The 19,634-nt window shown below is 70.9% G+C and carries 19 protein-coding genes, 5 tRNA genes and 1 pseudogene; 8 read left to right on the top strand and 17 right to left on the bottom strand.

Annotated features, from left to right (window positions below; all coding sequences use genetic code 11):
- Window positions 1-11 precede the first annotated feature (11 nt).
- The 3 genes from IE251_RS30185 to IE251_RS30175 form a co-directional block, all read right to left on the bottom strand.
- Entirely contained in the window at window positions 12-1,169 is a 1,158-nt protein-coding gene (locus IE251_RS30185) for a D-alanine--D-alanine ligase family protein (RefSeq protein WP_189756156.1), read from the bottom strand.
- 125 nt (window positions 1,170-1,294) lie between these two features.
- Window positions 1,295-2,305 (bottom strand): NAD(P)H-dependent glycerol-3-phosphate dehydrogenase, encoded by a 1,011-nt coding sequence (locus IE251_RS30180; protein ID WP_030785217.1) that lies wholly within the window; start codon window positions 2,303-2,305, stop codon window positions 1,295-1,297.
- Complete coding sequence (locus tag IE251_RS30175; protein ID WP_030785219.1) at window positions 2,302-3,078, bottom strand: lysophospholipid acyltransferase family protein; 777 nt, start codon at window positions 3,076-3,078, stop codon at window positions 2,302-2,304. The genes IE251_RS30180 and IE251_RS30175 overlap by 4 nt, the downstream gene beginning before the upstream one ends.
- A 153-nt stretch (window positions 3,079-3,231) precedes the next feature.
- On the opposite strand from IE251_RS30175, the gene cofC reads away from it, so the two are divergent.
- Both cofC and IE251_RS30165 read left to right on the top strand, forming a co-directional pair.
- Complete coding sequence (cofC, locus tag IE251_RS30170) at window positions 3,232-3,882, top strand: 2-phospho-L-lactate guanylyltransferase (protein WP_189756155.1); 651 nt, start codon at window positions 3,232-3,234, stop codon at window positions 3,880-3,882.
- 10 nt (window positions 3,883-3,892) lie between these two features.
- Entirely contained in the window at window positions 3,893-4,096 is a 204-nt protein-coding gene (locus IE251_RS30165; protein ID WP_030785223.1) for a hypothetical protein, read from the top strand.
- Between the two features lie 71 nt (window positions 4,097-4,167).
- Here the strand turns inward: IE251_RS30165 and IE251_RS30160 are convergent, their stop codons facing one another.
- From IE251_RS30160 to leuC, 4 genes are all read right to left on the bottom strand, one after another.
- Window positions 4,168-4,821 carry an HU family DNA-binding protein gene (locus IE251_RS30160; RefSeq protein ID WP_030785225.1) on the bottom strand — a complete coding sequence of 218 codons (654 nt, stop codon included), beginning with the start codon at window positions 4,819-4,821 and terminating at the stop codon, window positions 4,168-4,170.
- Window positions 4,822-4,958: 137 nt separating this feature from the next.
- The gene (locus IE251_RS30155; RefSeq protein WP_030785228.1) at window positions 4,959-5,189 is read right to left on the bottom strand and encodes an SCO5555 family protein; all 231 of its coding nucleotides are present in this window, start codon (window positions 5,187-5,189) and stop codon (window positions 4,959-4,961) included.
- 275 nt (window positions 5,190-5,464) lie between these two features.
- Window positions 5,465-6,058, bottom strand: coding sequence for a 3-isopropylmalate dehydratase small subunit (gene leuD, locus IE251_RS30150; RefSeq protein ID WP_189756154.1), 594 nt, complete (start codon window positions 6,056-6,058; stop codon window positions 5,465-5,467).
- A gap of 5 nt (window positions 6,059-6,063) precedes the next feature.
- A complete protein-coding gene (gene leuC / locus IE251_RS30145) occupies window positions 6,064-7,488 on the bottom strand; it encodes a 3-isopropylmalate dehydratase large subunit (protein WP_189756153.1) in 1,425 nt (474 codons plus the stop codon).
- 206 nt (window positions 7,489-7,694) lie between these two features.
- On the opposite strand from leuC, the gene ndgR reads away from it, so the two are divergent.
- Window positions 7,695-8,411 (top strand): IclR family transcriptional regulator NdgR, encoded by a 717-nt coding sequence (gene ndgR / locus IE251_RS30140; protein ID WP_023546516.1) that lies wholly within the window; start codon window positions 7,695-7,697, stop codon window positions 8,409-8,411.
- A 120-nt stretch (window positions 8,412-8,531) separates the two neighbouring features.
- On the opposite strand, the gene IE251_RS30135 is transcribed toward ndgR, so the two are convergent.
- The gene (locus tag IE251_RS30135) at window positions 8,532-9,029 is read right to left on the bottom strand and encodes a DUF4188 domain-containing protein (protein ID WP_189756152.1); all 498 of its coding nucleotides are present in this window, start codon (window positions 9,027-9,029) and stop codon (window positions 8,532-8,534) included.
- An 80-nt stretch (window positions 9,030-9,109) separates the two neighbouring features.
- Between IE251_RS30135 and IE251_RS30130 the strand changes: the two genes are divergently transcribed.
- Window positions 9,110-9,754, top strand: coding sequence for a MerR family transcriptional regulator (locus IE251_RS30130; protein ID WP_189756151.1), 645 nt, complete (start codon window positions 9,110-9,112; stop codon window positions 9,752-9,754).
- A gap of 59 nt (window positions 9,755-9,813) precedes the next feature.
- Here IE251_RS30130 and IE251_RS30125 read toward each other — a convergent pair.
- The 9 genes from IE251_RS30125 to IE251_RS30085 all read right to left on the bottom strand — a co-directional run bounded on the left by IE251_RS30125 (window position 9,814) and on the right by IE251_RS30085 (window position 13,934).
- Window positions 9,814-9,886 (bottom strand) — tRNA-Glu (locus IE251_RS30125).
- 43 nt (window positions 9,887-9,929) lie between these two features.
- Window positions 9,930-10,001, bottom strand: a tRNA-Gln gene (locus tag IE251_RS30120).
- 21 nt (window positions 10,002-10,022) lie between these two features.
- Window positions 10,023-10,095: transfer RNA gene (locus tag IE251_RS30115), tRNA-Glu, on the bottom strand.
- Window positions 10,096-10,124: 29 nt separating this feature from the next.
- Window positions 10,125-10,197 (bottom strand) — tRNA-Glu (locus IE251_RS30110).
- Window positions 10,198-10,218: 21 nt separating this feature from the next.
- Window positions 10,219-10,290: transfer RNA gene (locus tag IE251_RS30105), tRNA-Gln, on the bottom strand.
- A 93-nt stretch (window positions 10,291-10,383) separates the two neighbouring features.
- Window positions 10,384-11,115, bottom strand: coding sequence for an HAD family hydrolase (locus IE251_RS30100; RefSeq protein ID WP_189756150.1), 732 nt, complete (start codon window positions 11,113-11,115; stop codon window positions 10,384-10,386).
- Between the two features lie 148 nt (window positions 11,116-11,263).
- The gene (gene gltX / locus IE251_RS30095; RefSeq protein ID WP_189756149.1) at window positions 11,264-12,787 is read right to left on the bottom strand and encodes a glutamate--tRNA ligase; all 1,524 of its coding nucleotides are present in this window, start codon (window positions 12,785-12,787) and stop codon (window positions 11,264-11,266) included.
- Window positions 12,780-13,565: a fumarylacetoacetate hydrolase family protein gene (locus IE251_RS30090; RefSeq protein WP_189756148.1), complete on the bottom strand. Its 786-nt coding sequence runs from the start codon at window positions 13,563-13,565 to the stop codon at window positions 12,780-12,782. The genes gltX and IE251_RS30090 overlap by 8 nt, the downstream gene beginning before the upstream one ends.
- Before the next feature lie 174 nt (window positions 13,566-13,739).
- Window positions 13,740-13,934 (bottom strand): hypothetical protein, encoded by a 195-nt coding sequence (locus tag IE251_RS30085; protein ID WP_030785253.1) that lies wholly within the window; start codon window positions 13,932-13,934, stop codon window positions 13,740-13,742.
- 572 nt (window positions 13,935-14,506) lie between these two features.
- On the opposite strand from IE251_RS30085, the gene IE251_RS30080 reads away from it, so the two are divergent.
- The 4 genes and pseudogenes from IE251_RS30080 to IE251_RS30065 form a co-directional block, all read left to right on the top strand.
- Entirely contained in the window at window positions 14,507-18,520 is a 4,014-nt protein-coding gene (locus tag IE251_RS30080; protein WP_189756147.1) for a sensor histidine kinase, read from the top strand.
- Window positions 18,521-18,529: 9 nt separating this feature from the next.
- Complete coding sequence (locus IE251_RS30075; RefSeq protein ID WP_014675212.1) at window positions 18,530-18,943, top strand: roadblock/LC7 domain-containing protein; 414 nt, start codon at window positions 18,530-18,532, stop codon at window positions 18,941-18,943.
- Window positions 18,944-19,054: 111 nt separating this feature from the next.
- Complete coding sequence (locus IE251_RS30070; protein WP_030612634.1) at window positions 19,055-19,453, top strand: DUF742 domain-containing protein; 399 nt, start codon at window positions 19,055-19,057, stop codon at window positions 19,451-19,453.
- Window positions 19,434-19,634: pseudogene (locus tag IE251_RS30065) on the top strand (ATP/GTP-binding protein); the annotation flags it as partial. The gene IE251_RS30070 and the pseudogene IE251_RS30065, both read left to right, overlap by 20 nt.

The following is a 19,634-nucleotide window of genomic DNA, read 5'->3' as shown; positions in this document are numbered from 1 at the left end:
CGGTCGCGGGCTCAGCGCAGTCCGGTCGGGCGGCGCAGCGCCGCCCGCACCAGGCGGTCGATCAGCTCCGGGTAGCTCACGCCCGTCGCCTGCCACATCTGCGGGTACATCGAGATCGGCGTGAAACCGGGCATGGTGTTGATCTCGTTGATCACGAACTCGCCGTCCTCAGTGAGGAAGAAGTCCGCGCGGACCAGGCCCTCGCAGGAGGTCGCCTCGAACGCCTCGACCGCGAGCCGCCGCACCTCGGCGGTCTGCTCCTCGGTGAGCGGGGCCGGGACGACACCGGGCGTGGAGTCGATGTACTTGGCCTCGAAGTCGTAGTACGCGTGCGCGTCCGGCGGCGGGATCTCGGCCGGGACGGAGGCGCGCGGGCCGTCCTCGAACTCCAGGACGCCGCACTCGATCTCACGGCCCCGTACGGCGGCCTCGATCAGGATCTTCGGGTCGTGGCGCTGTGCCTCGGCGATGGCCTCGTCCAGGCCGGCCAGGCCGTCGACCTTGGTGATGCCGATGGAGGAGCCCGCGCGTGCCGGCTTCACGAACAGCGGCCAGCCGTGCTCGCCGGCGAAGTCGACGATCCTCTTGCGGGCGGCGGACTCGTCCCGGGCCCACTCGCGGGGGCGGATCACCAGGTACGGGCCGACCTTGAGCCCGTAGGAGGCGAGGATCCGCTTCATGTACTCCTTGTCCTGGCCGACGGCCGAGGCGAGCACGCCCGAGCCGACGTAGGGCACCCCGGACAGCTCCAGCAGGCCCTGAAGGGTGCCGTCCTCGCCGTAGGGGCCGTGCAGCACCGGGAAGACGACGTCGACCTCGCCGAGCGCCTTGGGCACGGAGCCGGGCTCGCTGTAGACGACCTCGCGGTTGGTGGGGTCGACGGGGAGCACCACGCCGCCCTCGTGCTCCTCCGCGAGGTCGGCGACCTCGGGGGTGCGGCGGTCGGCGATGGCCATCCGCTCCGGTTCGTCGGCGGTGAGCACCCAGCGGCCCTCCCGCGTGATGCCGATCGGCAGGACGTCGTACTTCGTCCGGTCGATGGCCGTGAGGACCGCGCCGGCGGTGACCATGGAGATCCCGTGTTCGGAGCTGCGCCCGCCGAACACGACGGCCACGCGCGGCTTGCGCGCCGGCTGCTCAGGGCTCTGGGGAAGGTTCTCGGTGCTCATATCGCGTTGAGCGTACCTGGAGGTAGACGACAAGTCAGCGCGCGCTCCCGGGCCGTCGCTCAGCGTCGCACGGATGGTCGCGGAGCGTCGTGGACGGCCCGGCGGGGGCGTGGGAGGGGCCGGTTTCAGCGCCGTTCGGGCTTGGCGCTGCGGGCCATCAGCTCCTTGAGCGCGGCGACCGGCGACTTGCCCTCGTGCACGATCTCCACGACCGTCTCGGTGATGGGCATGTCGACACCGTGCCGGCGGGCCAGATCCAGCACGGACTCGCAGGACTTGACGCCCTCGGCGGTCTGCTTGGTGACGGCGATGGTCTCCTGGAGGGTCATGCCCTTGCCGAGGTTGGTGCCGAAGGTGTGGTTGCGGGACAGCGGCGAGGAGCAGGTGGCCACCAGGTCGCCGAGGCCGGCGAGTCCGGAGAAGGTCAGCGGGTCGGCGCCCATCGCCAGGCCGAGCCGGGTGGTCTCGGCGAGGCCGCGGGTGATGAGCGAGCCCTTGGCGTTGTCACCGAGGCCCATGCCGTCGGCGATGCCGACCGCGAGGCCGATGACGTTCTTGACCGCGCCGGCGAGTTCGCAGCCGACCACGTCGGTGTTGGTGTACGGCCGGAAGTACGGCGTGTGGCAGGCGGCCTGGAGCCGCTGGGCGACCCGCTCGTCGGTGCAGGCCACGACGGCCAGGGCGGGCATGCGGGCGGCGATCTCGCGGGCCAGGTTGGGCCCGGTGACGACCGCGATCCGGTCGGCGCCGACCTTGGCGACGTCCTCGACGACCTCGCTCATCCGCATGGTGGAGCCGAGTTCGACGCCCTTCATCAGGGAGACGAGGACGGTGTCCGGCGCCAGCAGCGGGGACCATTCGGCGAGGTTCTCGCGCAGCGTCTGGGAGGGGATCGCGAGCACGGTGAAGTCCGCGCCGGCGAGCGCCTCGGCGGCGTCGGCGGTGGCGCGCAGGTTCTGGGGGAGTTCCACGCCGGGCAGGTAGTCGGGGTTGGTCCGGGTGGAGTTGACCGCCTCGGCCAGCCGGGGCCGGCGGGCCCACAGGGTCACGTCACAGCCGGCGTCGGCGAGCACCATGCCGAAGGCGGTGCCCCACGAACCGGTGCCCATGACGGCCGCCCGCACAGGCTTGCTCACTTGGTCTGCCCTTCCGTCTGCCTGCCCCGCGCCTGTGCCTGCGCCTGGGTGCGGCGCCGCTGCTCGATCCGCTCGCGGCGCGGGTCGTACGGCGTCTCGGGCGCCTTCTCGCCGCGGATCTCCTCCAGCAGCCGGGTGATGGCCGCCATGATGACCTCGGTGGCCTCCTTCAGCACGTCCGGGGTCATCTCCTTGCCGTAGAAACGGGAGAGGTCCACGGGCGGGCCGGCCAGGACGTGGTGCGTCTTGCGCGGGAAGAGGTTCGGCTTCTTGGCGTACGGCGGCAGCAGTTCGTTGGCGCCCCACTGGGCGACCGGGATGACCGGGCACCTGGTCTGCAGGGCGACCCGGGCGGCGCCGGTCTTGCCGGTCATGGGCCAGCCGTCGGGGTCGCGGGTGAGGGTGCCCTCGGGGTAGAAGGCGACGCACTCGCCGCGTTCGACGGCGTCGATGGCGGCCCGGAAGGCACTGAGCGCGTCGGTCGACTCGCGGTAGACGGGGATCTGTCCGGTGCCGCGCATGGCGGCGCCGACCAATCCCTTCTTGAAAAGGCCGCTCTTCGCCAGGAATCGCGGAACCCGTCCGGTGTTGTACTGATAGTGCGCGTATGCGAAGGGGTCCACGTGGGAATTGTGGTTCACCACGGTGATAAATCCGCCCTCGGCCGGAATGTGCTCCATTCCACGCCAGTCCCGCTTGATCAGAACCACCAGCGGCGGTTTGCAGATCACCGCGGCGAAGCGGTACCAGAAGCCGATTCTGCGGCGGGGCACAAGGACACCTTCCTCTAGGACTGCCACCCCGGCGGGGGTCGCACAAGTGTGGCCCCGGGCCGCCGGTCTGTCGAGAACACCGTACGCCCCGCCTCCCGGGACACCGGAGAGCCCAGGTGACAATGAACGGGACGAGGGAGGGACGGTACGCCGGTGCAGTGGACCTTGGTCATCCCGCTGAAGCCCCTGGCCCGGGCGAAGAGCAGGCTCGCGGACACCGCCGGTGACGGGGTGCGCCCGGGGCTGGCGCTGGCGTTCGCGCAGGACACGGTGGCCGCGGCGCTGGCCTGCGCGGAGGTGCCGGATGTGGCGGTCGTCACGGACGACGAGCTGGCCGGCCGGGAACTGGCGGCGCTCGGCGCGCGGATCGTCCCGGACGTCCCCGGCGGCGGTCTGAACGCCGCGCTGGCCCATGGCGCGGCGGCCGTGCGGCGGCGGCGTCCCGGTGCCGCCGTCGCGGCCCTGAACGCCGATCTGCCGGCCCTGCGCCCGGCGGAACTGTCCCGGGTGCTGGCCGCCGCCACGGAATTCCCCCGGGCTTTTCTGCCGGACGCGGCCGGGGTGGGCACGACTTTGCTGGCGGCAACCGGCGGCCGGGAATTGCGCCCGGCGTTCGGCGTGGATTCCCGCGCCCGCCACCGGGCCTCCGGCGCCGCGGAACTGGCGCCGGCGGGGGTCGATTCGGTACGGCAGGACGTGGACACCGGCGCGGACCTGCGCGCGGCCCTGGCGCTGGGGGTGGGCCGGTTCACGGCGGCGGTGGCGGCGGGGCTGCTGATCCCGGGCTCCGGGGATTCCCACTAGGCTGACGGCCATGCAGGCCACCGCATACACCTACGACCCGGAGACCCGCAGCGGACAGGTGCTCCTCGACGACGGCACCCCCGTGCCCTTCGACGCCGCCGCGTTCGACGCCGGCGGGCTGCTGCTGCTCCGCCCCGGGCAGCGGGTGCGGATCGAGACGGAGGGCGAGGGGGACGCGGCGCGGATCACCCTCGTGACCCTTCAGACCCTGTAACCGCCCTTGCACACGCCGCGGGCCGGGCTCCCCTGGGGAGTCCGGCCCGGCGCGTGAGTGCCCTGGCGGCCTTACGACGTCGCCTTGCGGGCGGTCGTCTTCTTGGCGGTGGTCTTGCGGGCCGTCGACTTCTTGGCCGGGGCCTTCTTCGCGGTGACCTTCTTCGCCGGGGCCTTCTTGGCGGTGGTCTTCTTGGCCGCGGTGGTCTTGGCGGTCGCCGTGGTCTTCTTTGCGGCGGGCGCCTTCTTCGCCGTGGTCTTCTTCGCGGCGGCCGTCGTCGTCTTCTTCGCCGGCGTCGCCTTCTTCGCCGTGGTCTTCTTCGCCGCGGCCGTCGTCGTCTTCTTGGCCGCGGCCTTCTTGCCGGCGGCCTTGGCAATGGTGGGCGGCGGGCCGGACAGGCTGCCCTTCGGCGCCTTCTTCACGGCGACCTCGCCACCGCGCGGGAGCTTCTTCGAGCCGCTCACCAGGTCCTTGAAGCCCTGACCGGCGCGGAAACGCGGCACGGAGGTCTTCTTGACCCGAACCCGCTCGCCCGTCTGAGGATTGCGGGCGTAACGGGCGGGGCGGTCCACCTTCTCGAAGGACCCGAAGCCGGTGACCGAGACCCGCTCGCCCGCGACGACCGCGCGGACGATGGCGTCCAGGACATGATCGACAGCATCGGCGGCCTGCTGGCGGCCGCCCAACTTGTCGGCAATCGCTTCTACGAGCTGCGCCTTGTTCACGTCTTCCCCTTCGGAGACATCGCCAGAACGAAAGTGTTCAAGCTTTTTCGCACGTTAGGCAGATATATACCGCAAATCAAACACGAAACGGGCTTATCACCCTTGTGCCGCAACGGACTCGGCCGTCTCGGACGGTTTCAACGGTCCTCTTCGGGGATCCGACCCGCGTCGAGATCCGCAGTGAACCGATCGAGCCGCCTTGCCGCGTCGGCGAGGTCGTGCTTGGCCGCGGCCGTAATGACCAGCAGCTTCCGGGTCAGCGCCACCCGTACGCCCTCCGGGACTTGCAGTGCGCGCACCCTTGCGTGCGCTTCCTTGAGTTGGTTCGCGACCGCCGTATAGAGCTGGAGTTGGCCGTCGTGTTCCATGCACAGATTGTGCCATCTGGGGCGAGTTGTCGCCTGCGCAGGGGGGTAACTACCGCCTCAATTGGCCTTCCAGGCACTTGCGAAGGAGCCGAACACAGCACTCACGTACCCAATCAACGCCCTTCTTAACACGGCAAGTTGAGAGAATCCGCAGGGTGCGGCCGGTGCGCCCGGGGGCAGACATGGCTGTACCCCCGATCGTGGCGACCGGGGGTACAAACGGGGTGCCGAGGTGGCCGAAATCCGACCCTGTGGGGGCCTGGCCGGCCGCCGGATCAGACCTGGAGCGTGCGCGGCTTGTAGGCGGGGCGCCCCTCCTCGTAAGCGGCGATGTCCGGCTCGTTCCGCAGCGTGATGGAGATGTCGTCCAGACCGTTCAGCAGCCGCCAGCGCGAGTTCTCGTCCAGCTCGAAGGAGGCGGTGATGCCCTCGGCGCGCACCTCACGCGCCTCGAGGTCCACCGTGACCTCGGCGGTCGGGTCCGCTTCCGTGAGCTCCCACAGGGCGTCCACGATCTTCTGGTCCAGGACCACCGTGAGCAGACCGTTCTTCAGCGAGTTGCCGCGGAAGATGTCGGCGAAACGGGCGGAGATCACGGCCTTGAAGCCGTAGTTCTGCAGCGCCCAGACGGCGTGCTCGCGCGAGGAGCCGGTGCCGAAGTCGGGGCCGGCGACCAGGACCGTGGCGCCCTGCCGCTCGGGCCGGTTGAGCACGAACTCGGGGTCCTTGCGCCAGGCCTCGAACAGCCCGTCCTCGAAGCCGTCGCGGGTGACCTTCTTGAGCCAGTGGGCGGGGATGATCTGGTCGGTGTCGACGTTGCTGCGGCGCAGCGGGACGGCCCGGCCGGTGTGGGTGGTGAAGGCTTCCATGATTCTCAGACTCCAGCGGGCGCGGGGGCGTCGGTCAGGTCGGCGGGCGAGGCCAGGTGGCCCAGGACGGCGGTCGCGGCCGCGACCTGCGGCGACACCAGGTGCGTACGGCCGCCCTTGCCCTGCCGGCCCTCGAAGTTGCGGTTGGAGGTGGAGGCGGAGCGCTCGCCCGGGGCCAGCTGGTCGGGGTTCATGCCGAGGCACATCGAGCAGCCCGCGTGCCGCCATTCGGCGCCGGCCTCCTTGAAGACCACGTCCAGGCCCTCGGAGACGGCCTGCAGACCGACCCGCGCGGAGCCGGGCACGACCAGCATCCGTACGCCGTCGGCGACTTTGCGGCCGCGCAGGATGCCGGCGGCGGCGCGCAGGTCCTCGATGCGGCCGTTGGTGCACGAGCCTACGAAGACGGTGTCCACGTCGATGGAGCGCAGCGGCTGTCCGGCCGCCAACCCCATGTATTCCAGGGCCTTTTCGGCGGCCAGGCGCTCCGAAGCGTCTTCGTACGAAGCCGGGTCGGGGACGGACGCCGAAAGCGGCGCGCCCTGGCCGGGGTTGGTGCCCCAGGTGACGAACGGCGACAGCTCGGCGGCGTCGATGACCACCTCGGCGTCGAAGACGGCGTCGTCGTCGGTGCGCAGGGTCTTCCAGTACGCCACGGCCGCGTCCCAGTCGGCGCCCTCGGGGGCGTGCGGGCGGCCCTTGAGGTACTCGAAGGTGGTCTCGTCCGGGGCGATCATGCCGGCGCGGGCACCGGCCTCGATCGACATGTTGCAGATGGTCATCCGGGCCTCCATCGAGAGCTTCTCGATGGCGGAGCCGCGGTACTCCAGGATGTAGCCCTGGCCGCCGCCGGTGCCGATCTTCGCGATGATCGCCAGGATCAGGTCCTTGGCGGTCACGCCGTCGGGCAGCTCGCCCTCGACGGTGATGGCCATGGTCTTCGGGCGGGCCATGGGCAGCGTCTGGGTGGCCAGCACGTGCTCGACCTGCGAGGTGCCGATGCCGAACGCCAGCGCGCCGAAGGCTCCGTGCGTGGAGGTGTGCGAGTCGCCGCAGACGACCGTGGTGCCGGGCTGGGTCAGGCCCAGCTGCGGGCCGACGACGTGGACGACGCCCTGCTCGACGTCGCCCAGCGGGTGCAGCCGCACACCGAACTCGGCGCAGTTCTTGCGCAGGGTCTCCAGCTGGGCGCGGGAGACCGGGTCGGCGATCGGCTTGTCGATGTCGAGGGTCGGGGTGTTGTGGTCCTCGGTCGCGATGGTGAGGTCGAGGCGGCGGACCTTCCGGCCGCTCTTGCGCAGGCCGTCGAAGGCCTGGGGGCTGGTCACCTCGTGCAGCAGGTGCAGATCGATGTAGAGGAGGTCGGGCTCGCCCTCGGCGCGCCGGACGACGTGGTCGTCCCAGACCTTCTCCGCGAGTGTCCTACCCATCGCTTTCCCTCCGGCCGGCAAGCGTCCACCGACCCAACTAGAGATCTTGAGGGGCGGTGGCTGCCCTTACCGGGCCCCTGAACGTCGTGATTTAGGGCGTCCACCGCCAGGCCCGTTGGTCCTCGGGCCGCCGTGTGGTTCCAGGGTGGCGCGTTCCACGGAAAATTGAACTTGCGTTTCACAGAGTGAGACGTGAGTATCGTTGCATGGACAACAGTAGCGGCGTCGGCGTTCTGGACAAGGCGGCCCTCGTCCTGAGCGCCCTGGAGTCCGGTCCGGCCACCCTCGCGGGTCTGGTCGGAGCGACCGGACTGGCACGACCCACGGCCCACCGCCTGGCCGTGGCCCTGGAACACCACCGCATGGTGGCACGCGACATGCAGGGCCGGTTCATCCTCGGCCCGCGCCTCGCCGAGCTCGCGGCGGCGGCGGGCGAGGACCGGCTGCTGGCCACGGCGGGCCCCGTGCTCACCCACCTCCGTGATGTCACCGGCGAGAGCGCCCAGCTCTACCGGCGCCAGGGTGACATGCGGATCTGTGTGGCCGCGGCGGAACGTCTCTCCGGCCTGCGGGACACGGTCCCGGTCGGCTCCACGCTCACCATGAAGGCGGGCTCCTCGGCGCAGATCCTGCTCGCCTGGGAGGAGCCGGAGCGGCTGCACCGGGGCCTGCAGGGCGCCCGCTTCACGGCGACGGCCCTGTCCGGCGTACGGCGGCGCGGCTGGGCCCAGTCCATCGGTGAGCGCGAGCCGGGCGTCGCGTCCGTCTCGGCGCCCGTGCGCGGGCCCTCCAACCGCGTGGTGGCCGCCGTCTCCGTCTCCGGCCCCATCGAGCGCCTGACCCGCCACCCGGGCCGCATGCACGCCCAGGCGGTCATCGACGCCGCGGCCCGCCTCTCGGAGGCCCTGCGCCGCTCGGGCTGACAGCACGGACCGCACGGGATCGCCCCGCCCTAGGAAGGCCGCCTCAACGCCGCGGCAGGTTCTTCCCGGGGGCGGGCCGATCCCTTCACTTCAAGGGGCACCCCCTGCCCCCCTGGGCGACTACACGCCCGCCCCCTCCCCCGACCGGTGGGCGAACCGGTCCCTGGCATAACGGCCCCGCTTCTCCAGCGGAACCTGACCGTGCGCGGCGGCCAGCCCGAACGCCGGCATGTCGCCGTAGACCGCCTCGTAGGACCCCTCCGGCACGACGTACGTCTCGTGCCATATCCCCACCTGCCCGCGCAGCCTCCCGGCCCGCTCCAGGCGGTTGAGCCGCGTCCACGCCTTGTGGTGGAACGCGTCCGGCGCCGTCGCGTAGGCGTACAGCTTCTCCTTCGACTCCCAGTACTGCACGACGTAGTACGTCCGCGGTGACGCCGTCAGCAGCACCTTGGTCAGCAGGCCCCGCGCGGGGTCCTTCTCCAGTTCCCGCAACATGCGGAACATCCCCAGCATCACGGGCAGCCACAGCCGCACGGCCAGGAAACGGTTGACGCGCATGCCGATCAGCAGGACGACGACCTCGCCCCGCGCGTCGGCGGTGGTACGGGACACCATGACTTCCCCCTCATTGGTGAGCGGCGCTATCCAAGGGCCGCTGCTTAGATAGTGCCGCTATCCAAGAAGGGGCGCAAGGGATGCGACTTGCCGAGCTGAGCAGACACAGCGGTGTGTCCACCGCGACGATCAAGTACTACCTGCGCGAAGGGCTGTTGCCGCCCGGCCGCCAGATCAACGCCACGACGGCCGAGTACGGCGAGGAACATCTGCGCCGGCTGCGCCTGGTGCGGGCGATGATCCAGGTGGGCCGGCTGCCGGTGTCGACCGTGCGCGAGGTCCTGGGGCACGTGGACGACGACTCCCTGGGCCGGTCCATCCGGCTGGGCGCGGCCCTGTGGGCGCTGCCGCAGGTGCCGGAGCCGGACGAGGACGACGAGTACGTCCGGGCCGCGCACCGGGAGGTCGCCGCGCTCCTGGACCGGCTGGGCTGGCAGAACGCCAAGCTGCTCACGACCATCTCCCCCGCCTACCGCTCACTGGTGGTGGCGGTGGCCGCGCTGCGCCGGCTCGGCTACGACTGGGGGGCGGAACGGCTCGCGCCGTACGCGGAGTTGATGCACCGCACGGCCGTCCTGGACCTGGACAACCTGGAGGCCCAGCCGTCGGAGGCGGAGCGGATCGAGACCGCGGTCCTCGCGGCGATCCTCAACGAGCCGCTGCTCCGGGCCCTGCACCGGCTGGCCCAGGAGGAGGAGACGGCACGGCGGTACGGCTTCGAGTGAGCCGCGGGCCGGAGATACGGCGAAGGCCCTCCACCGAGGTGGAGGGCCTTCCCTGTGCGTACCCCCGACCGGATTCGAACCGGCGCTACCGCCTTGAGAGGGCGGCGTGCTAGGCCGCTACACAACGGGGGCGTGGATCTTACAAGCGTTTGCAGTGCAACGCCGCAGATCCGAGCTGGTCTACCTGGACTCGAACCAAGACTAACTGAACCAGAATCAGTCGTGCTGCCAATTACACCATAGACCAATGATGGTTTAGACCAGTCAGTACCCCCGACCGGATTCGAACCGGCGCTACCGCCTTGAGAGGGCGGCGTGCTAGGCCGCTACACAACGGGGGCCCTAGCGATCCCGACAAGATCGAGATCAGTACCCCCGACCGGATTCGAACCGGCGCTACTGCCTTGAGAGGGCAGCGTGCTAGGCCGCTACACAACGGGGGCTTTGCAGATAAGCTCTGCGAGCTGGCCTACCTGGACTCGAACCAAGACTAACTGAACCAGAATCAGTCGTGCTGCCAATTACACCATAGGCCACTGGAACTCAAGCCCCTGTGGAGGGGATCTCGTTCTAGCTTGCTCCTCGGGGCTTCGGCCTTTCGGCCCGCGCCCCTCGGCGCAGAAAGAACATTACCCGAAGGTGGACGGGGCTCCAAAACGGGTATCGGCGCGGACGAGCGCCGGGAGTTCGGCGAGGGTCGAGATCCGGTGCGCGACGGGCTGTCCGGCGGGCCGTACGAGGACGGTTCCGCGGTCGATCCACACGGACAGCAGCCCGGCCTCGGCGGCGCCCCTGCCGTCGATCTCCGGGTGGTCGCCGACGTAGGCCACCTCGTGCGGGGGCAGCCCCAGCGCCTCGCAGGCCGCGTGGAAGGCGCCGGCCTGCGGCTTGGAGACGCCCAGCTCGGCGGCGCACAGGACGGATTCGAAGCGGTCGAGGAGGCCGAGGGTGCGCAGCTTGTGCTCCTGGACCGTGAGACTGGAGTTGGAGAGCACCGCATGCCGGTAGCCGGCCGCGAGGGCGTCCAGGACGGGCAGGACGTCCGGGAACAGGCTCCAGGCGGCCTCGTAGTGGGCCAGATAGCGCTCGAACCAGGCGTCGGCCTCGGCGTCGGTCAGGTCCCGCCCCAGGAAGACGCGGGTGCGGTCGCGTCGCTGTGTGACGAAGTCCACCTCTCCGGCGGAGAACCGGGCCCACTGGACGTCGGTGATCTCCCGCCAGCGCAGCAGGGCCCGTTCCACGCCGCCGTGCGCGCCGAGCAGCCCCTCGGCCAGCAGATGGGCCCGCATGCCCTCCCGGTCCGCGCTCGTGTAGTCGAAGAGGGTGTCGTCCACGTCCCAGACGACGGCTCTGATCGCCATGGGACCGACGGTACCGCCGGACCCCGAACCGTTCCGGAAGAACGCGGAATCCGGGCGGTCACCGAGCGTCGGCGACCAGTGACAGTGACACGCGTGAGGGGCGGCGCCCGGGGGTCCGGGGCCGCCCCTCACGTGTGGGTGGTGTCGGTTACGCGGTGAGCTTGGCCAGGGCCGCGTCGATCCTGGCCAGCGTCTTGTCCTTGCCCAGGATCTCCAGGGACTCGAAGAGGGGGAGGCCGACCGTGCGGCCGGTGACGGCCACGCGGACCGGGGCCTGGGCCTTGCCGAGCTTGAGGCCGTGCGCCTCGCCGGCGGCCAGGACGGCCTCCTTCAGGGACTCCGCCGAGGACCAGTCCGCCGCCTGGAGCTTCTCCCGGGCGGTGCGCAGGAGGGCGTCGCTGCCCTCCTTCATCGCCTTCGCCCACGACGCCTCGTCCTCGACCGGCTCCGGCAGGAACAGGAAGTCGACGTTGGCGGTGATCTCCGACAGGACCTTCAGACGGGTCTGGGCGTGCGGGGCGATCGCCTGCCACTTGGCCTCGTCGAAGTCCTCCGGCGCCCACGGCGCGAACGGGGCCTTCAGCCACGGCCGGCAGCGCTCGGCGAACTCCTTCACATCCAGCATGCGGATGTGGTCGCCGTTGATCGCCTCGCACTTCTTCAGGTCGAAGCGGGCCGGGTTGGGGTTCACATCGGAGATGTCGAAGGCCCGGACCATCTCCTCGATCGTGAAGATGTCCTGGTCCGCGGAGAGCGACCAGCCCAGCAGGGAGAGGTAGTTGAGCAGGCCCTCGGGCAGGAAGCCCTGCTCGCGGTAGAGGTTCAGCGACGACTGCGGGTCGCGCTTGGACAGCTTCTTGTTGCCCTCGCCCATCACGTACGGCAGGTGGCCGAACTCCGGGACGCGCTGGGCGACGCCCAGTTCGATCAGCGCCTTGTACAGCGCGATCTGGCGCGGGGTGGAGGAGAGCAGGTCCTCGCCGCGCAGGACGTGGGTGATCTCCATCAGCGCGTCGTCGACCGGGTTGACCAGCGTGTACAGCGGGGCGCCGTTGGCGCGCACGATGCCGTAGTCGGGCACGTTCTCCGGGGTGAAGGTCAGCTCGCCGCGGACCAGGTCGGTGAACGTGATCGCCTCGTCCGGCATCCGGAAGCGCACGATGGGCTCACGGCCCTGCGCCTGGTACTGCTCGACCTGCTCGGCGCTCAGGTCCCGGCAGTGGCCGTCGTAGCCGGAGGGCCGGCCGGCGGCGCGGGCGGCCTCGCGGCGGGTGTCCAGCTCCTCCTGGGAGCAGTAGCAGTGGTAGGCGTAGCCGCCGTCCAGGAGCTTCCGGGCGACGTCCCGGTAGATGTCCATCCGCTGCGACTGGCGGTACGGCGCGTGCGGGCCGCCGACCTCGGGGCCCTCGTCCCAGTCGAAGCCGAGCCAGCGCATCGCGTCGAGGAGCTGGTTGTAGGACTCCTCGGAGTCGCGGGCCGCGTCGGTGTCCTCGATGCGGAAGACCAGGGTGCCCTGGTGGTGCCGGGCGAAGGCCCAGTTGAACAGGGCGGTGCGCACCAGGCCCACGTGCGGGTTACCGGTGGGCGAGGGGCAGAAACGGACACGGACTGCTGACGGGGGTCCCCCCTGCTCGAGCGGAGCCGAGAGCTTGGGGGAGGATGCGCTAGCCACGCTTGACAACCTTGTTGGTGAGAGTGCCGATGCCTTCGATGGTGACGGCGACCTCGTCGCCGACGTTCAGGGGGCCGACCCCCGCGGGGGTTCCGGTGAGGATGACGTCGCCGGGGAGCAGCGTCATGGCCTCCGAGATGTTGACGACCAGGTCCTCGATCGGGTGGATCATCTCGCTCGTGCGGCCCAGCTGGCGCTGTTCGCCGTTGACGGTGAGCTGGATGGTCAGATCGTTCGCGCGGGCGAGGTCCAGGTCCGTCTCCACCCAGGGGCCGAGCGGGCAGGAGCTGTCGAAGCCCTTGGCCCGGGCCCACTGCTTCTCGCGCCGCTGCACATCACGGGCGGTGACGTCGATGGCGCAGGTGTAGCCGAGGATGACGTCCTTCACGCGCTCGCGCGGGACCTCGCGGCACATGCGGCCGATGACGACGGCCAGCTCGGCCTCGTGGTGCAGCTCCTGGGAGAACGACGGGTACCGGATCTCGTCGCCGGGGCCGATCACCGAGGTGGACGGCTTGAAGAAGGCGAAGGGTGCCTCGGGCACCTCGTTGCCCAGCTCGCGGGCGTGCTCGGCGTAGTTGCGGCCGAATGCCACGACCTTGTTGGGGAGCACCGGCGGGAGCAGCCTGACCTTGCTGAGCGGCACCTTCGTCCCGGACAGCTCGAAGTCCGCGAACGGGATGCCCTTGATGATGTCGAGGACGAGTTCGTCCTGCTTGTCGCCCTCGACCGCGCCGAAGGCTACGTTCCCGTCGATGGAGAACCTGGCGATGCGCACGGGATGCTCGCGCCCCTCACTGAGAACCGGCGTATTGACGCCCCAGGTTATCGGAGCTATAGGACGCTCACCGCTGCTGGGGGTGTCGCCGCAGGTCAGAGGCGGGTCACTGCGTACGAACGCGGCCGGGGGATCTTCGTGGATCCCTCCGGCCGCGCCCGGTGAAGCCGTCGGTCACTCGCCCGCCGGGGCCCCCGAGCCCACCGGGACGTCCATGAGGACGGTGCGCCGGGGGTTGGCGGTCTGGGCGGGGAGGTCGACGGGGTGCTCCGGCAGCTCGGGCGTGTGCAGCTCGCCGGCGTCCTTCAGGTGCGCCAGGGTCGTGCGTCGCGGGTTGGCTATCTTGCGGAACATCATCGTCGTCTTCACCGTTGTCGTCCTGTGCCCTCTGGTGGAGTGGGTTGGCAGAGTCGCCCGCCTTGTAAAGCGTCAGGCTAAACATCCGATTCCCCGACGAAGTCGCCAACTGTCCCCGAGAAGTGTGTGAGTTTGCTCACCAACTCATGGGCAAACCGGTCAATTCCGGCCGCCAATCGGTCCTAACGAAACGGACATTGGACCCCTGAAGCCATCATTCCGCTCCTGATCATGGCGACTGGGACACCTGGCACCCACCGGCAACTCGCCGATGTATGCCCGTTTTCGACCGAATATGACTCAACGGCTGGTAACCCATCCCTCACAGGTTGTCACAGAGGTCACAGCTCGGCCCGCCGCCCTTGTTGGAGATCCTGCACTGTGCTGGAATTCCACGGACCGCCGCGGGATCGAGCCGGCGCACAGGGGGCGCGACACAGCGCCGAGTGGCGGCGAGACAGGGGGAAGCCAGCGCCGGTCACTCAAGACCACCCGGGGGGCGTATTCAGGGCGCTCCCCACAACGCCGACACCGTGTCCCTCCGTTCACGCGGAGGGGCGCCTGGTCCAGAGGTTGCGACGCTAGTGCAGGGACGTTTCAAGAGGGATGGCAGCGCTTCGGCGGAGCCGGAGCCGCACGGCGGGACCGACCGCGGTTCGACGCCCCAGCACGCCCAGGGTCCGAACCCGGCCCCGGCCAAGGACGGCGGCGGACGCCCCGGCGCCCCCGCCCTGTCGGCCCCCGCGAAGACGGCTCCCTCCGGCGCCCCCACGCCGACCGTGAAGCCCGCCCCGGGCGGCTCCGTCGGCTCCGGTTCCCGGCTGCACCTGCGCAACTGGCGCATCTCCACCCGCCTGGTCTCGCTGCTCGCGCTCCCCGTGGTGGCGGCCACCTCGCTGGGCGCCCTGCGCATCAACGAGAACCTGAACGACATCCAGCAGCTCGACAACATGAAGCTGCTGACGGAGATGACCAAGCAGGCCACCGAGCTGGCCGCGGCGCTCCAGGAGGAGCGCGACCAGTCCGCCGGCCCGCTGGCGCGCGGCGGTCTGAACTCCAGCGACTACCAGATCAAGGCCTACCAGCAGAAGACCGACCGGGCCCGCGACGACTTCCTGGACGACTCCGAGAAGATCGACGCGGCGAGCAAGGACGGCAAGCTCCAGGGCGTGCGTGACGCGCTCGTCGGCCTCGCCAACCAGCTGGACGACCTGGCCAAGATCCGCCAGAAGGCGTACGGGTCGAAGCAGAACGCCTCCCAGACGGTCGAGTCGTACCACCGGCTCATCACCCAGCTGATCGGCCTCTCCCAGGACATGGCCGAGGCGTCCAGCAACCCGGAGATGATCTCCCGTACCCGCGCCCTGGCGGCCTTCTCCACCGCCAAGGAGTACGCCTCCGTACAGCGGGCCATGATCGCCGCCGCGCTGCCGGCGACCCCTTCCACCAAGGGCGACCTCTCCGAGAACGACCGCCTCTACGGCCAGTCGGCGTACGAGAGCGAGAACTCCGAGCTGGCGATCTTCCGGAAGATCTACGCCGACCAGAACGCCGAGGAGCTGCTGAAGCCGATCGACGAGGGCAACCCGACGATCGAGGCGGCCGACACCTACGCCAAGCGCTCCTTCGAGTCCCCCGACGGCCTCCAGCAGCTGCCGGCGCGCTCCTACAAGGACTGGGTGGACGACAGCTCGACCAAGATCGAGCAGATGAAGAAGATCGAGCACACGCTCCTGGAGGAGATGGAGCAGAAGGCCCGCGAGCTGAAGAGCGCCACCCAGCGTGACGCCATCATCTCCGGTGCGCTGATCCTGCTCGTGCTCGGTGTCTCGCTGGTCGGCGCGTTCGTCGTGGCCCGCTCCATGATCCGCTCGCTGCGCCGGCTCCAGGAGACCGCGACCAAGGTCGCCCAGGACCGTCTGCCCGAGCTGGTCAAGCAGCTCTCCGAGTCCGACCCGCAGGACGTGGACACCTCCGTGGAGTCGGTCGGTGTGCACTCCCGCGACGAGATCGGCCAGGTGGCCGCGGCCTTCGACGACGTGCACCGCGAGGCGGTCCGCCTCGCCGCCGAGCAGGCCCTGCTGCGGGGCAACGTCAACGCGATGTTCACCAACCTCTCGCGCCGCTCCCAGGGCCTGATCCAGCGCCAGCTGTCGCTGATCTCCGAGCTGGAGTCCCGCGAGGCCGACCCGGACCAGCTGTCCTCGCTGTTCAAGCTGGACCACCTCGCCACCCGTATGCGCCGTAACGGCGAAAACCTCCTCGTGCTCGCCGGTGAGGAGCCGGGCCGTCGCTGGACCCGCCCGGTCCCGCTGGTCGACGTGCTGCGTGCCGCCGCGTCCGAGGTGGAGCAGTACGAGCGCATCGAGCTGGCCGCCGTCCCCACCACCCAGGTCGCCGGCCGGGTCGTCAACGACCTCGTGCACCTGCTCGCCGAGCTGCTGGAGAACGCGACCTCGTTCTCCTCCCCGCAGACCAAGGTCAAGGTCACCGGTCACGCGCTGCCCGACGGCCGCGTCCTGATCGAGATCCACGACACCGGTATCGGTCTGTCCCCCGAGGACCTCGCGGCGATCAACGAGCGGCTCGCCTCGCCGCCCACCGTGGACGTGTCGGTGTCCCGCCGCATGGGTCTGTTCGTGGTCGGCCGGCTCTCGCAGCGGCACGGCATCCGCATCCAGCTGCGCCCGTCCGACTCCGGTGGTACGACCGCGCTGGTCATGCTGCCGGTGGACGTCGCCCAGGGCGACCGGAAGCCGGTTCCGGGCAAGCCCGGCGCGCCCGTGTCCTCCGGTGGTCCCGCCGCCGCGCAGGCCGCCGCCGGTGCGGCCGCGGCCAGGCGGCAGACCGGCAACGCCGGTGGCGGCCCGGCCGGTGGCGGTCTGCTCGGTGGCGGTCCCGCCCCGCGCGGCCAGGCCGGTCCCGGCCAGGGTCCGCGCGCCGCGCTGTCCAACCCGGCCCAGGGCGGCCGTCCCGGTGCGCCGGGCGGAGCCCGCGGGCCGCAGGGCGGTCCCGGTGCCGCGCCGCAGCAGGGCGGCCGGATGCCGGCCGGTTCCGGCGCGGGCGGCCGCGGCGGTCAGGCGCCCGGTGCGCCGCAGGGTCTGCAGACCGCCCACCCGAACGGTCCGCAGCAGGACCTGTTCGGCGGTGGCGGCAATGGCAGCGGCAACGGCAGCCGTGGCGGCCGTGGCCGCAAGCGGTCCGACGGCCCGGCGGACCAGGGGCGCCGCCCCCAGCTGCCGCCGCGCGGCGGCCCGCGGGCCGAACTGCCCGGCGGCGAGCCGCAGTCCCGCACCCCGGGCTGGGCCGACCAGGCCCCGCTGTCCCGTGCCTCGCTGGACACCCCGCGCGGCCACGACGAGCAGGACCCGGCGCAGACCTCGCACATGCCGCGCGTGGACGACCGGCAGGGTCCGGGCTCGACCGCGGAGATGCCCCGCGTCGACGACCGGGGTCCGGCCGCGACCGGCGAGTTCCAGCGTCCGGAGCTGCCCGGCGCGGGCAACTCCGCCCAGCAGACGGGACAGTTCGCCCGCCCGGACGACCTCCAGCAGACGGGCCGGTTCGCGCAGCCGGACAACGGGCGGCAGACCGGCGGCTACCCGCAGCCGGACAACGCCCAGCAGACGGGCCAGTTCCCGCAGCTCGACAACACGCGGCAGACGGGCCAGTTCCCGCAGCCGGACAACGGCCGGCAGACCGGCGGCTACCCGCAGCTCGACAACGGCCAACAGACTGGTCAGTACCCGCAGCTCGACAACGCCCACCACACGGGGCAGTTCGCGCGTCCGGACGCCGAGCGGCAGGCGGGGCCCTTCGACGCTCCCGGTGCCCGGCAGGACACCGGTTCGTTCGCCCGCTCCGACGTGTTCGGCGCGCCGGGCTCCGGCCGGCCGGACAACGGCGGCCGGCACACGGGCCAGTTCCCGGCGCCGCAGGCCCCGCAGGCGTACGACGGCGGTTACGACGGCGGCTCCACCGGACAGCACGCCCTTCCCGGCCGGCCGGACCCCGGCCACACCGGGCAGTTCGAGCGTCCGCGGCCGGCCGGTCACGACGACTTCGGCGCGCCGCACCCGGCCGCGCCGCAGCAGCAGCGCCCGGCCCGCACCGAGCCGGAGGCCCTGCCGCCGGCCAGTGGCCCGGGAGACGGTCGTACCCCGCTGTTCGACACGCTGGAGACCAACTGGTTCCAGCAGCAGCAGGAGAACGCGCCCGCGCCGCAGCAGCCCCAGACGCAGCCGCAGTCGCAGTCGCAGTCGCAGTCGCCCGCGTCCGCTCCGCAGCGGTCCGGGTCGAACACCGGCTCCTGGCGCACCTCGCCGAACGACGAACTCGTCCGGCAGGCCGAGCGCGTACGGCAGCCCGCCGCGGGCGGGGTCACCACCTCCGGCCTGCCGCGTCGCGTGCCCCGGGCGAACCTCGTGCCCGGCACCGCCCAGCAGCAACAGCACCAAAGCGGTCCGCAGGTCTCGCGTGCGCCCGATGACGTACGCGGCCGGCTGACCAATCTCCGTCGGGGCATCGCTCAGGGCCGTCAGGCCGGCAGCGGCCAGACCGGCAGCTTCCCGAGCCCCACTCACCAGCAGGAGCGTTAGTTGAGTCCGATGAGCCAGGCGGCACAGAACCTGAACTGGTTGATCACCAACTTCGTGGACAACACCCCCGGGGTGTCCCACACGGTGGTGGTCTCCGCCGACGGCCTTCTGCTGGCGATGTCCGAAGGCTTCCCGAGAGACCGCGCCGACCAGCTGGCGGCCGTCGCCTCCGGGCTGACCTCGCTGACGGCCGGGGCGTCCCGGATCTTCGAGGGCGGCACCGTGGCGCAGACGGTCGTGGAGATGGAACGCGGGTTCCTCTTCCTGATGTCCATCTCGGACGGGTCGTCCCTCGCGGTGCTGGCCCACCCGGAGGCGGACATCGGCCTCGTCGGCTACGAGATGGCACTGCTCGTGGACCGCGCGGGTGCGGTACTCACCCCGGACCTGCGCGCCGAACTCCAGGGCAGTCTGCTCCACTGACCGGCCCCGGCACCACCCACCTCACGAAAACACCGTCCGGCCGCCACAATCCCCCCACCGGCCCCGTCAGACGGCTTGACTGACCGACTTGCTGTCCCGCCCGGAGGATTCATGACCCCGCCCACCGCCCATCATGATCCGTACGCGGAGCCGTACGGGGACGAGGGCGACCAGCCGCTGGTGAGGCCCTACGCCATGACCGGCGGCCGGACCCGGCCCCGCTACCAGCTCGCCATAGAGGCGCTGATCAGCACCACGGCCGACCCGGCCGTGCTCATGGGGCTGCTCCCGGAGCACCAGCGCATCTGCCACCTGTGCCGCGAGGTCAAGTCGGTCGCGGAGGTGTCGGCGCTGCTGAACATGCCGCTCGGTGTGGCCCGGATCCTGGTGGCCGACCTCGCCGAGGCCGGCATGGTCGCCATTCACCAGCCTGGTGGCGACGAGAACAACGGCGGCGCTCCGGATGTGACGCTGCTCGAAAGGGTGCTCAGTGGACTTCGCAAGCTCTGACGCGGGACGGGCCACCACCTCCGCGAAGATCGTGGTGGCGGGCGGCTTCGGCGTGGGCAAGACCACGTTCGTCGGCGCCGTCTCGGAGATCAACCCGCTGCGCACAGAGGCCGTCATGACGTCCGCGTCGGCCGGCATCGACGACCTCACCCACACCGGGGACAAGACGACGACCACCGTC

The sequence above is a fragment of the Streptomyces eurythermus genome, from assembly GCF_014649115.1.
In the GTDB taxonomy this organism is placed as follows: domain Bacteria; phylum Actinomycetota; class Actinomycetes; order Streptomycetales; family Streptomycetaceae; genus Streptomyces; species Streptomyces eurythermus.
Note: the sequence above shows the minus strand (reverse complement) of the source record. Positions and strands in the feature narration are given on the sequence as shown.